The 13,206-nt window shown below is 70.8% G+C and carries 9 protein-coding genes; 6 read left to right on the top strand and 3 right to left on the bottom strand.

The features are described 5' to 3' along the window. Positions 1 to 29 precede the first annotated feature (29 nt). Complete coding sequence (hisC, locus tag ACFQV6_RS40315; RefSeq protein WP_378032999.1) at positions 30 to 1,109, bottom strand: histidinol-phosphate transaminase; 1,080 nt, start codon at positions 1,107 to 1,109, stop codon at positions 30 to 32. Beyond that, complete coding sequence (locus ACFQV6_RS40310) at positions 1,106 to 2,083, bottom strand: RDD family protein (RefSeq protein WP_378032998.1); 978 nt, start codon at positions 2,081 to 2,083, stop codon at positions 1,106 to 1,108. Before ACFQV6_RS40310 ends, hisC begins: the two co-directional genes overlap by 4 nt. 178 nt (positions 2,084 to 2,261) lie before the next feature. Between ACFQV6_RS40310 and ACFQV6_RS40305 the strand changes: the two genes are divergently transcribed. The 3 genes from ACFQV6_RS40305 to ACFQV6_RS40295 all read left to right on the top strand — a co-directional run bounded on the left by ACFQV6_RS40305 (position 2,262) and on the right by ACFQV6_RS40295 (position 5,852). Then, positions 2,262 to 2,744, top strand: coding sequence for an Lrp/AsnC family transcriptional regulator (locus ACFQV6_RS40305; protein ID WP_378032997.1), 483 nt, complete (start codon positions 2,262 to 2,264; stop codon positions 2,742 to 2,744). A 65-nt stretch (positions 2,745 to 2,809) separates the two neighbouring features. Continuing rightward, positions 2,810 to 4,090 (top strand): PQQ-binding-like beta-propeller repeat protein, encoded by a 1,281-nt coding sequence (locus ACFQV6_RS40300; RefSeq protein WP_378032996.1) that lies wholly within the window; start codon positions 2,810 to 2,812, stop codon positions 4,088 to 4,090. 91 nt (positions 4,091 to 4,181) lie between these two features. Further along, positions 4,182 to 5,852: a fumarate hydratase gene (locus tag ACFQV6_RS40295; protein ID WP_378032995.1), complete on the top strand. Its 1,671-nt coding sequence runs from the start codon at positions 4,182 to 4,184 to the stop codon at positions 5,850 to 5,852. A 163-nt stretch (positions 5,853 to 6,015) separates the two neighbouring features. On the opposite strand, the gene ACFQV6_RS40290 is transcribed toward ACFQV6_RS40295, so the two are convergent. Further along, the gene (locus ACFQV6_RS40290; protein WP_378032994.1) at positions 6,016 to 6,540 is read right to left on the bottom strand and encodes a hypothetical protein; all 525 of its coding nucleotides are present in this window, start codon (positions 6,538 to 6,540) and stop codon (positions 6,016 to 6,018) included. Between the two features lie 478 nt (positions 6,541 to 7,018). On the opposite strand from ACFQV6_RS40290, the gene ACFQV6_RS40285 reads away from it, so the two are divergent. From ACFQV6_RS40285 to ACFQV6_RS40275, 3 genes are all read left to right on the top strand, one after another. Continuing rightward, positions 7,019 to 9,997 carry a BTAD domain-containing putative transcriptional regulator gene (locus ACFQV6_RS40285; RefSeq protein WP_378032993.1) on the top strand — a complete coding sequence of 993 codons (2,979 nt, stop codon included), beginning with the start codon at positions 7,019 to 7,021 and terminating at the stop codon, positions 9,995 to 9,997. Positions 9,998 to 10,045: 48 nt separating this feature from the next. Continuing rightward, positions 10,046 to 11,443, top strand: coding sequence for a class II fumarate hydratase (locus ACFQV6_RS40280; protein WP_378032992.1), 1,398 nt, complete (start codon positions 10,046 to 10,048; stop codon positions 11,441 to 11,443). Between the two features lie 85 nt (positions 11,444 to 11,528). Continuing rightward, positions 11,529 to 13,181 (top strand): S8 family serine peptidase, encoded by a 1,653-nt coding sequence (locus ACFQV6_RS40275; protein WP_378032991.1) that lies wholly within the window; start codon positions 11,529 to 11,531, stop codon positions 13,179 to 13,181. Positions 13,182 to 13,206 lie beyond the last annotated feature (25 nt).

The following is a 13,206-nucleotide window of genomic DNA, read 5'->3' as shown; positions in this document are numbered from 1 at the left end:
ACGGCCTCTCGGTCACGAACGGCCGCTGGTCACGACAGGGCGGCCTCGGCGGCGGTCAGGAAGAGGTCGTTCTCCTCGGGGGTGCCGACGGTGACGCGGACGCCCTCGGGGTGGAAACCGCGCACGATCACGCCCCGGTTCTCGCACGCGGCGGCGAACGCGGCCGTCCGGTCGCCGAGCGGCAGCCAGACGAAGTTGGCCTGGCTCTCCGGCACCTCGACGGAGAGTTTGCGCAGGCCCTCGGTCAGCCGGGCCCGCTCCGCGACGACGAGGGAGCACCGGCGGCGGACCTCGCCCTCGGCCTCCAGCGCGGCGAGCGCGGCAGCCTGGGCGACAGTGCTGGTGGAGAACGGAGTGACCACCTTGCGCAGGGCCGACGCGACCTCCGGCTGGGCGACCAGGTAACCCATGCGCAGGCCGGCCAGGCCCCACGCCTTGCTCATCGTGCGCAGCACCACCACGTTGGGCCGGTCGCCGTAGGTCTCGAGCGCGTCCGGCACGTCCGGGTCGGTGACGAATTCCCGGTACGCCTCGTCGAGCACCACGAGCACGTCGGAGGGCACCGCGGCGAGGAAGCGGTCGATCTCGGTCTTGCGGACGCTGGTACCGGTGGGGTTGTTGGGGTTGCAGACGAAAACCATCCGGGTGCGGTCGGTGATCGCCTCGGCCATCGCCGCGAGGTCGTGCCCGTGGGCGGCCGTGTTCGGCACGCGGACGCTTGTCGCGCCACCGCCGGCGGCGATGATCGGGTACGCCTCGAAGGACCGCCACGAGTAGACGATCTCGTCACCCGGCAGGCACGTCGCCTTCGCCAGGATCTCCGCCAGCGCGACCGAGCCGCAGCCGGTGACCACCCGCTCCGCCTCGACCCCGAACCGCTCGCCGATCGCGTCGCGCAGCCGGAGCACACCCATGTCGGGATAGCGGTGGGCGGTACGGGCGGCCTCGGTGACCGCCTCCACCACTCCGGGCAGGGGGCCGTACGGCACCTCGTTGCTCGCCAGCTTGACGGCCTCGGCGATGCCCAGCTCGCGGGCCAGGTCGGCGACGTTGCGCCCGGGTACGTAGTTCGGCAGGGCGTCCAGGTCGGCGCGGGTCAGCCGGGTCATTGAGATCCTCCGGAAGTGTCGCCGCGCGGTGCGGCCTCGACGGTGGGTTGGGCACCCGGCGGGAGGGCGACGACCACGGTGGCCGCTGCCTTGTCGTGCCAGGCCTGCCGCAGGCGGGGTTCCCAGACGGGCGACAGCGCGGCGAAGAACTGGAAGATCAGGCCGACACCACACCACCAGAACAGCGTCCACATGCCGAGCCGGGCCCAGCGGACGAAGGCGCGACCGAAGCCGAGCGGCGCGGTGCCCTCCAGCGGGAGGACCTTGATCCCCATCACCCGCTTGCCGAGGGTCTGCCCCTTACTGGCGATCGACGGCGCCTCGTAGAGCAGCCAGAGCAGAGTGGCGACCAGCACGATCGCTATCGAGAGCGTCTGCATCCGCGGGGTCGGCACGACGTCGGGATTCTGGTCGCCGGCCGCGATCTGTGCCAGCGCGTCGCGCATGATCGGCGCGAAGTCGAGCCAGTACTGGTAGAAGAACCAGCCGTTGACCACGATGTTGAGAAGGATCACCACCCCGATGTCGATGAGGCGGGCGGTGAGCCGGCGGCCGAGCCCGGCGAGCGGGAAGCCGTGCGGCATGGCCTGCGGCATCGGATAGAGGTACGCGTGCATCGGCTGACCGGGCTGACCGGGCTGACCGGGCTGACCGGGCTGACCGGGCTGAGGGTGCTGACCCGGATGACCGGGAGGAACCGGCTGGCCCGGCTGCTGGCCCCAGCCCGGCGGCGGACCGTACGCCGGCGGCGGGGCCGCGTAGCCCTGGGGAGGTGCCGCGTACGGCTGGGGGGTGGGCTGGATCGGGGCCGGTGCCGGCTCGGGGGCCGGGGGTTCCGCCTCGACCGCGGGCGGCCCGTCGGGCGGGACCGCGTCGGCCGGGATGGCCTTGCCCAGCCAGCCCTCACCGTCCCAGTAGCGCTGGGTGGTGGTGTCGGCCGGGTCCTTGTACCAACCCGCGGGAAGGGAACTCATGCGCACACCTTTATCACGGCAGGCTGACGGTTCCCTGCGCTCCGATAGTCGTCACAGGTAGCAGTGTCACAGATCGCCCGCCGGCCTCATGGTGGGACCGTGGCGCAGAACGCTTACGTGGGCAATAGATCCGTTTCGTTCTGGTCATCCTGCGCATTCGGTCCGGTAGTTTCGGCTGATGGGTGAGCAGACTGTCCAACTCGACGGCCTCGACGCTCGGCTGATCGCGCTGCTCGCCGAGGAGCCGCGGATCGGGGTCCTCGAGCTTTCCCGGCGGCTCGCTGTGGCGCGAGGCACAGTCCAGGCGCGCCTGGACAAGCTGATCGCGCGGGGCGCGATCAAGGGCTTCGGCCCGGAGGTGGTCCCGGCCGCTGTCGGCTTCGGCGTGATGAGCTTCGTGACCTTGGAGATCAGTCAGCGGTACGGGCATGACGCCGTTGCCGAGCACCTGGCGGAGATTCCGGAGGTGCTGGAGGCGCACACGATCACCGGCAGCGGGGACATCCTGTGCCGGATCGTCGCCCGTTCCAACGCCGATCTGCAGCGGGTGATCGACCAGATCGTCGGTTACGAGGGCATCGTCCGGGCGCACACGATCATCGCGCTCGCCGAGCTGATCCCGTACCGGACGGTGCCTCTGGTTCTCTCGACAAACCGCTGATAACCGATCGACACGGACTTTCCACCCTCGCGGGTTAAGTGGATCGAGGTCACTACGGTGTCCGCATGGCCTCGACCGGGAAGGGGTTCGCGCTGGTCGCCGCCGTGACGATAACGGTTCTGGCGAGTACCGGCGTGTGGAATCCGTTCCCCCAGGTCTGGTCGTGGATCACCACGAACGGGCCGGTGGCGCCCGGCGCCCGATGGCAGCAGGAGCTCGGTGGCACACCGCAGAGCGTGGCCGTCGTCGGTGACTCGGTGATCGTCGAGTACCGGACATCGGTGGAGGCCTACGGGCTGACCGCCGGGGTGCCGCTCTGGTCGTCGGACGCGGACTGGGCGTCGATCGCCGGCAAGGGTTCGGACGCGGTGGTGGTCACCGGACGGCTGCTCACCAAGGGATACCAGGTGATGGACCCCCGCAACGGGGCGCTGCGGCGGGCGGACACCACGGCGAGCGCGGTCTGGACGTACCAGGACGCGATCGTGGACCTCAGCTGCGCCGGTGGCAACGACTGCCGGCTCACCGCGTGGGACCCGCGGTCCGGCAATCAGATGTGGACCGTCGGTACCGGCGGCATCGGCTTCGTCCTGGACGCGGCCAACCCGGACCTGCCGGACACCCGGCGGCTGGTCACCGACGACGTGGACGACGACGTCGCGGGCCCGCAGCCGATGCCGGGCCTGCTCGGCTTCCCCGACGACGGCCAGGTTCGGGTGATCGACACCGCCGGCGGCAAGCTCGTGCAGACGGTACGGCCGGCCCGGGACCAGCGGATCGCGGTGGTCGGCGGCCGGGTGCTGACGGTGACGGGTACGGCGCGCGACGGCACCTGCTACTACGGGGTGACCGCCACCGACCCGCCCCGCAACGGCGTGGTGTGGCGGCGGGACGGGCTCAACCTGCGTACCGCGGAGAGCGGCTCGAACTGTGAGCAGGGGCGGGACCCGGCCGGCGGCTACAACGTGGTGCTCGGCGTCGACCCGTACGGGCGGGAGGTGCTGATCAACGGGTACGACGGCCGCAACCTCTGGTACGGCGACAAGGAGACCGGCGTGGTGGCACTGAACGACGCCTACGCCGTGCTCCGCAAGGACGACACGCTGCGCGGATACTCCTTCGCCAAGGGCAAGGCGGTGTGGCGGCAGACCGGGCGGGACGGCGCGACCGCCGCTCTCACCCCGTACGCGGTGATCGTCGTCTCGAAGAACCGGGTCACCGCTCTGACACCCGATACGGGCTCGGTCCGAGCCGACGTTCGTACGAATGCCAAGGTTTTCGCCGTCGGACCGAACGGAATGATCGCGGTCGCCGGCCGGGACATGGCATACCTGGCCTTCTCCTGACCGAAGACCCGGCCTCCTGACCGAACCCTGCCGGGCGAAGCGTGGGGATCGGTTCGCATCCGGCCGCCCCGCTGGCTTAGGCTTGCCGCTCATGAGCAGAGGCGCCGATTTCTCCTACTCTCCGCTCCTCCCGACCGGCGAGGACCTCACCGAATACCGTCTGGTCTCGGACGAGGGCGTGGACGTCGTCGAGGGCCCGGGCGGCAGGCGGTTCCTGACCGTGGAGCCGGCGGCGCTGACCCAGCTCACCGCCGAGGCGATGCACGACATCGCCCACTACCTGCGCCCGGCGCACCTCACTCAGCTGCGCTCGATCATCGACGACCCGAAGGCGTCGCCGAACGACCGGTTCGTCGCGCTGGACCTGCTGCGCAACGCCAACATCGCGGCCGGTGGTGTGCTGCCGATGTGCCAGGACACCGGCACCGCGATCGTGATGGGCAAGCGCGGGCGGCACGTTCTCACCGACGGGACGGACGAGGCGGCGATCGCGCTCGGCGTCTACCAGGCCTACACCCGGCTGAACCTGCGGTATTCGCAGCTGGCACCACTGACCATGTGGGACGAGCGGAACACCGGCACCAACCTGCCCGCGCAGATCGAGCTCTACGCCGAGGACCCGGGCGGGCAGCCGGACGCGTACAAGTTCCTCTTCATGGCCAAGGGCGGCGGCTCGGCCAACAAGTCCTACCTGTACCAGGAGACGAAGGCGCTGCTGAACCCGCAGCGGATGATGCAGTTCCTCGACGAGAAACTGCGCCTGATCGGCACGTCGGCCTGCCCGCCCTACCACCTCGCGGTGGTCATCGGTGGCACCAGCGGCGAGCACGCGCTGAAGACCGCGAAGCTGGCCAGCGCGAAGTACCTGGACAACCTGCCGACCGCCGGCACGATGCTGGCGCACGGCTTCCGTGACCTCGAGCTGGAGGCCGCGGTGCTGGAGCTAACCCGTGACTTCGGCATCGGTGCCCAGTTCGGCGGGCGCTACTTCTGCCACGACGTGCGGGTCGTCCGCCTGCCCCGGCACGGCGCCTCCTGCCCGGTCGCCATCGCGGTCTCCTGCTCCGCCGACCGCCAGGCGGTCGCGAAGATCACTCCGTCCGGGGTGTGGCTGGAGCGCCTGGAGACCGACCCGGCCCGGTACCTGCCCGACGTCACCGACGACCACCTGGAGACCGAGCAGGTCGTCCGGATCGACCTCAACCGGCCGATGGCCGAGATCCGCGCCGAGCTCTCGAAGTACCCGGTGAAAACCCGCCTCTCGCTGACCGGGCCGCTCGTCGTCGCCCGCGACATCGCCCACGCGAAGATCGCCGAGCGGCTGGACGCGGGCGAGCCGATGCCGCAGTACCTGCGCGACCACGCGGTCTACTACGCCGGTCCGGCGAAGACGCCCGAGGGGTACGCGTCGGGCTCGTTCGGCCCGACCACGGCCGGCCGGATGGACTCCTACGTGGAGAAGTTCCAGGCCTCCGGTGGCTCGATGGTGATGCTGGCCAAGGGCAACCGCTCGCAGCAGGTCACCAACGCCTGCAAGACCTACGGCGGGTTCTACCTCGGATCGATCGGCGGCCCGGCTGCCCGGCTGGCCCAGGACTGCATCCGGCACGTGGAGGTGCTCGAGTTCCCGGAGCTGGGCATGGAGGCGGTCTGGAAGATCGAGGTCGAGGACTTCCCCGCGTTCATCGTCGTGGACGACAAGGGTGAGGACTTCTTCGCCGAGGTCACCAAGCCGATGTTGAGCATCGGCGCCCGCCCGTAAGGCCCGCCCGGCCCGCCTGCGCGCCCGCCTGCGCGCCCGCTCGCCGCTCGCCGCTCGCCGCTCGCCCGCGATCTTGGACATCTGAACCGCCTATGACCGGCTCAGTTGTCCAAGATCGCGGGGAGCTCCGTCAGGCGGTGGGGGCAGCAGGAATGGAGTGCGGTCAGGCGTCGGGGCAGAAGCCGGCGACCGGGGTGAGCCATTCCTGGATCTGGCCCTTGAGGGTGCGGTCCAGGTCCTTCGCGGTCTTGACCTTCTCGATGTAGTCGCGGTTCTTCGCGCTCTTCTCGAGCTTCGCCGCGGAGGTCTCGCCCGCCAGCTTGAGCTCGGGGTTCTGCGCGGCGGTGGTCTCCTTGCGGATCTCGGTGCCGACCGCCTTCAGCTCGGCGGCCGCCGCCTTCTCGGCCTTCGCCGCCTCGGCGGTCTGCTTCGCCTCCTTCTGCGCGATCATCTTGCCCATCGCGGTGCCGAAGTCGCCGGCCAGCGCGCCGCTGAAGATCTTCTCCAGGCGGCCGCACACCTCTTCGGTGTCGGCCGAGTAGTCGGGTGCGGGTGAGGCGGTTGCCGCTGCCGTGGTGGGGGTGGCGGCGGCCGGAGCGGCGATCTCGCTGGTGTCCGCATCGCTGCCGCAGGCGGCGCCGGACAGCAGGGCGCCGCCGGTGAGCACGGCCAGGATGGCGCGTCGCATCAGGGGGATCCTCTTCGTCGGGGGCATCCAAACTCAGCCGACGGTACGTTCCGTTGTGGCTTCCGTCCAACCGAGAGTGATCGCCCGGGATACGAACAGCCCGTCCGCGGATGACCCCGGACGGGCTGTTCGTCCCCCGTAAAGCTCGGCCGCCCCACCACGCACTGGGGGCGCTCATGAAAAGCATCGGCGGTGAGGCGGCACTGCCGGGGAGCCTTCTACAGTCCGCTCTCGTTTCGCTGTCGATCCGCTACTGCCGCCTTCCGCTAGGCTGCCGCACACGCACACGGAACGGGGTGACTACCTTGCGCTACCGGAGCCGAGGGCGACTCTCCGTAACCGCGCTCGGGCGGAGGGTGTTCGGATCCGGTGAACAGAGGTTTGACCGGCCGCCCGGCGAGCAACAGTCCACAGGGGATCTTCGAGGTGCGCGCCGGGCGTACCGGAAAGCTCCCGCCGACTCGGGGGAGGCCGGCTGATGGCGGAGGTGCGCTACACCATCCTGGGTCCGCTGTCGGTGACAGTGGACGGCGAGCCGGTGGCGGTGACCGCGGGCCGGGACCGGGTGGTGCTGGCGATGCTGCTGCTGAACGCGGGCCGGATCGTCGGGCTCAGCGAGATCACCGACGCGGTGTGGGGCGCCGATCCGCCGCCGACGGTCCGCGGGCAGCTGCAGACCTGTGTGTCCCGGTTGCGGCGGGCGCTGCCGCCCGGCGTGATCATGACTGATCCAGCGGGGTACGGCATCAAGGTCGGTCCCGAGGACCTGGACGCGGCGGTGTTCGCACGGCTGGTGGAGCAGGCGCGGTCGACCGGGGATGTGGCGGCCGCGCGGTCGGCGTACCGGAAAGGTCTTGGTCTTTGGAAGGGTCCCGCCTGCGCCGAGATCGACGCCATCGCGGTGCGTCACGCGGCCGCCGCCCTCGACGAGAAGCGTGTGCTCGCGGTCGAGGACTGGGTGGATCTGGAGCTGGCCGCGGGGCGGGCCCGGGAGATCCTCGGTGAGCTGAGCGAGCAGGTGCAGCGGTTCCCGTTGCGCGAGCGGCTGCGCGGGCAGCTGATGACGGCGATGCATCGGGCGGGGCGGCAGGCGGACGCGCTCGCGGAGTTCCGCCGTGCGCGCGAGACGCTGGCGGAGGAACTGGGCATCGAACCCGGTCAGGAGCTGCAGGAACTGCACCGGCAGATCCTGGCCGGCGAACCGGCGGTGACCGGTGAGGCGCAGACGGCCGGTGAGGCGCAGCCGGCGCCGATCCGCTGCCTGCCGCGCACGGTCCGCGATTTCACCGGCCGGGGCGATCTCGTCGCGCGGCTGCTGAAGGAGATCTGCCCGGACGAGCCGCTCAGCCCGGCGGTTCTGGTGATCGACGGTATGGCCGGCAGCGGCAAGACCACCCTCGCCCTGCACCTGGCTTCGCACGTCGCCGACCGCTACCCGGACGCGCACCTCTTCGTCGACCTGCACGGGCACAGCGAGCAGGAGCCGATTCAGCCCGCCGACGCCCTGCTGGTGCTGCTGCGGCAGCTCGGCGTGAGCGCGGAGGCGATTCCGCCGGACCTCGTGGGCCGGGTCGGTGTCTGGCGTACCGAGCTGGCCCGGCGGCGAACGCTCGTGGTCTTCGACAACGCGGCGTCCAGCGCGCAGGTGGCCGACCTGCTTCCGACCGCCGGGGGCAGCCTGGCGCTGGTGACCAGCCGGCGGCGGCTGCCCGGGCTGGACGGGGTGCACTCGGAGTCGTTGCCGCTGCTCGAGGTGGACGAGGCGGTTCGCCTGCTGGAACGGATCGCCGGCGACCGGGTCCATGTCGAGCCGGAGGCGACCGCCGAGCTGGTCCGCCGATGCGGCGGGCTGCCGCTGGCGGTCCGCCTGGCGGGCGCCCGGCTGGCGCACCGGCCGCGCTGGCAGGTCGCCGACCTGGTCCATCGCCTCGGCGGTGCCGCGCTCGCCGGCCTGGCGGTCGAGAACCGCAGCGTGGCCAGCACGTTCGCGCTCTCCTACGGGCAGCTCGGCGAGCGGGCACAGGGGCTCTTCCAGCGGTTCGGCCTCTATCCCGGTGACCTCCTCGACGCGCCGGTGGCCGCCGCGCTCACCGGCCTGTCCCTGGCGGACGCTCAGGAGGTCCTGGAGGAGCTGCTCGACGCGCACCTGGCCGAGGAGCCGGAGCCCGGCGTCGTCCGGTTGCACGACCTGCTGCGCGAGTTCGCGGTCACGCTGGCCGGTGGCCTGGACGAACAGGAGCGGCGCCGGGCCGTCCTGGAGGTTCTCGACCTGGAGTTGCGCGCCGCGGTGGCCAGCACGACGGGTACCTACCGGCACAGCGTCGACCGCGCGCTGCGGGACCTCCCGCCACGGCGGCCGGAACTGCAGTCCGCGATCACCGACCCGGTCGCCAGGCTGGAACGCCAACGGCCGGCGCTCGCCGCGCTCCAGCAGGCCGCTGTCGACACGGGCCACCCCGAGTACGGGTGGTACCTGCCCCGGGCCGCCTGGTACCTGCTCTTCTACCGCGGTTACACCGGTGACGTGGCCTCGCTGCACGAGCGCGCGTTCGCCATCGCCGAGCAGGCCGGCAGCCGGACCGGTGTGGCGATGACCGCCAACTACCTGGCCTCGGTGCATTTCCGTCTCGCCGACCACACCCGGGCCCGCGAGTACATGCAGATCGCGATCCGGAACTGGACGGAACTGGGCGAGAAGGACGCGCTCGCCGTGGCGCTGGGCAACCTGGCCGCCATCCACGAGGCGAGCGGCCGGTTCACCGAGGCGGTGGAAACCGCTCGCGAGGCGCTGCGGATGTCCGGGTTCGCCGGGCGCGACACACCCTCGGCGGCCACGCTCATCTACCTGGCGACCGCCTACGGCAGGCTGGGGCGGTACCCGGAGGCGCTGGCCATCCACCGCAGGCGCCTGATGTCGGCGGTGCAGCACCGCGACGTGCACCAGCTCGCGAGCTGCTTCTTCCTGATCGTCCAGCTCCGGCGCCGGAACGGGTCGATCTCGCCGGAGATGGCCCGGCGCTATGCGACGGCGGCGCTGCGGCTGTCCGTACAGGGTGGTTTCGCCTCCCTGGAGGCCGACGCCCGCAACCAGCTCGCCCAGCTGCACGCCGAGGCCGGCCGGACCGCTGAGGCGGTCGCCGAGCACCGGCGGGCGATCGAGACGGCCGGCAACTTCGGCGACCGCCGGTACGAGTGCGAGTTCCTCCGGGACTTCGGCACCACGCTGCTCCGCGCCGGTGACGTACCGGGAGCCCGCGAGCTGTACCAGCGGTCGCTGTCGCAGGCCCGGCGCCACGGCCTGCCGTTCTGCACGGCCCAGGCGCTGTCCGGGCTCGCCGAATGCGCCGAGAGCACCGACGCCGGAGAGGCCCGGCGCCTCTGGTCGGAGGCACTCGTGCTCTTCGAGGAGATGGGCGTGCCGGAGCGGTTCGAGGTGGCACGGCGCCTCGAGAGGTGATCGACACGATCGACTGCGGTTCGCCGTGGGTCGAGAGAGGATTGTCCGGTGACGACTGACGAGAGCGGATATCGGATCGAACGCGACACGATGGGTGAGGTGCGGGTGCCCGCCGACGCGCTGTGGCGGGCACAGACGCAGCGCGCGGTGGAGAACTTCCCGATCTCCGGCCGGGGCCTGGAATCGGCACACATCCGGGCCCTCGCCCGGATCAAGGGTGCGGCGGCCCGGGTCAACGGGAGACTGGGCGTGCTGGACGGCGATGTCGCCGCGGCCGTCGCGACCGCTGCGGCGCACGTCGCCGACGGCGGTTACGACGACCAGTTCCCGATCGACGTCTTCCAGACCGGCTCCGGCACCTCGTCGAACATGAACGCCAACGAGGTGATCGCCACCCTGGCCTCCCGCGAGCTGGGCCGGCCGGTGCACCCCAACGACCACGTCAACGCGTCCCAGTCGAGCAACGACGTCTTTCCCTCATCGATCCACGTGGCCGCCACCGAGGCGATCAGCCGGGACCTCCTGCCGGCCCTCACACACCTCGCCTCCGCGCTGCGCACCAGGTCGCAGGCCTGGAGCGAGGTCGTGAAGAGCGGCCGGACGCACCTCATGGACGCGACACCGGTCACCCTCGGTCAGGAGTTCTCGGGGTACGCCCAACAGATCACCAACGGTGCCGAGCGCCTCACCGCCACCCTGCCCCGGCTCGGTGAGCTGCCGCTCGGCGGCACCGCCGTCGGCACCGGGGTGAACACGCCGCCCGGCTTCGCCCCCGCGGTGATCGAGCTGCTCCGCGAGGAGACCGGCCTGCCGCTGAGCGAGGCCCGCGACCACTTCGAGGCGCAGGGTGCCCGCGACGCCCTGGTCGAGGCGTCCGGCCAGCTCCGGGTGGTGGCGGTCGGCCTCTACAAGATCGCCAACGACATCCGCTGGATGGGCTCGGGACCCCGGGCCGGACTGCGTGAGCTGCGCCTGCCCGATCTCCAGCCGGGTTCCTCGATCATGCCGGGCAAGGTGAACCCGGTGGTGCCCGAGATGGTGCGCCAGGTCTGCGCCCAGGTGATCGGCAACGATGCGACGGTGGCCTTCGCCGGCACCCAGGGCGACTTCGAGCTCAACGTGATGCTGCCGGTGATGGCCCGCAACGTGCTGGAGTCGATCCGGCTCCTCGCCGCGGCGTCCCGCCAACTCGCCGACCGGTGCGTCGAGGGCCTGGAGGCGAACGAGGACGTGGCCCGGGCGTACGCGGAGGGCTCGCCGTCGATCGTCACTCCGCTCAACCGGTACCTCGGCTACGACGAGGCCGCGGCGATCGCCAAGCAGGCACTCGCCACCGACCGCAGCATTCGTGAAGTGGTGATCGAACGCGGTCATGTGGCGGACGGCAAATTGACCGAGACACAACTGGACGAAGCACTCGATGTGCTCCGAATGACCCGGCCGTAACTGTAAATAATCAGGTCCTGACCTTGCGGTGAGCGACATTTCTCGATGGGATGCCTCCTAGTCAACTCCCAGGAGGAGCGCTTCCATGAGAAGACGCGTTATCACCGGGGCCGTCGTCACCGCGACGGGCCTCGCGTTCCTGGCCGTGGTTCCCGGTTCCGCCGTTGCGGAGCCAGGTAACTCGGTCGATTACACGGTCGTGGCCGCCGACGGCACCTCCGCCGCAGAGGCCACCGCTGCGATCAAGGCCGCCGGTGGCACCATCGTGACCGGTAACGACGCCGTCGGCGTCTACCGGGTCACGTCGAAGGACACCAGGTTCGAGACGAAGGCCGTCGCCTCGGGCGCCCTGATCGGGGCGAGCGAGCGCCGGACCATCGGCCGCGCCCCCAACGGGCTGGAGAAGATCGACCTCGCCGCGAAGCGTGGCCGGGGCGGCAAGGGCGGCCCGGCGAAGGCCGACCCGCTGGACTCCAAGCTCTGGGGTCTCGCGATGATCCGCGCGGACAAGGCTCGCAAGATCGAGTCCGGCGACCGCGGCGTGACCGTCGGCGTGCTGGACACCGGTCTGGACGCCTCGAACCCGGACCTCGCTCCCAACTTCAGCAAGAAGCTCTCCCGCAACTTCGCGCCGGACCTGGTCGACATCGACGGTGCCTGTGAGGTCGCGGGCTGCCTCGACCCGGTCGGCACCGACGACGGCGGGCACGGCACGCACGTCGCCGGCACGATCGGCGCCTCGCTGAACGGCGTCGGCCTCTCCGGTGTCGCGCCGGGCGTCACGCTGGTCGAGCTCAAGGGTGGCCAGGACTCCGGCTACTTCTTCCTCGACCCGGTCGTGAACGCGCTGACGTACGCCGCCGACGCCGGCCTCGACGTGGTCAACATGTCGTTCTACGTCGACCCGTGGCTCTACAACTGCACGGCCAACCCGGCGGACAGCGCCGAGGACCAGGCCGAGCAGCGCGCCATCATCGCCGCCATGAAGCGGGCCCTGGAGTACGCGCACCGCAAGGGCGTCACTCTTGTCGGCGCGCTCGGCAACAACCACGAGGACCTGGGCAAGCCCCGGACCGACGTCTCCAGCCCGGACTACGGTGCGGACCCGTACCCGCGCCCGATCGACAACAAGTCCTGCTGGGACCTCCCGACCGAGGGCCCGCACGTCATCGGCGTCTCGTCGGTCGGCCCGTCGGGCAACAAGTCGGACTTCTCCAACTACGGCCTCGAGCAGATCTCGGTCGCCGCGCCGGGTGGCTGGTACCGCGACGGCTTCGGCACGGACACGTTCCAGACGGCCGGCAACCAGATCCTCTCCACGTACCCGCTGAAGGTGCTGCAGGAGGAGGAGCTGGTCGACGCGGACGGCAACATCACCGCGGCCGGCGAGGGCCTGGTCTTCAAGGAGTGCACCAAGGCCGGCAAGTGCGGGTACTACACGTACCTGCAGGGCACCTCGATGGCGTCACCGCACGCCGCCGGTGTCGCCGCGCTGATCGTCAGCCGGTACGGCCACAACGACTGGCGCCGTGGCGGCAAGACCCTGTCCCCGGACGTGGTCGAGCGTCAGCTCTACAAGACGGCGGCCGAGCGGTCCTGCCCGACGCCGCGCCTGCAGAGCTACGCGAATGAGGGTCGTCCCGCCGAGTTCGACGCTCTCTGTGAGGGTGGCAAGCAGTTCAACGGGTTCTACGGTTACGGCATCGTCGACGCCTACGCGGCGGTCGGCGGTCGCTGACCTCCGGATCTGATCTGTTGCGATC

This window comes from Actinoplanes sp. GCM10030250 (genome assembly GCF_042666575.1).
Taxonomy (GTDB): domain Bacteria; phylum Actinomycetota; class Actinomycetes; order Mycobacteriales; family Micromonosporaceae; genus Actinoplanes.
Note: the sequence above shows the minus strand (reverse complement) of the source record. Positions and strands in the feature narration are given on the sequence as shown.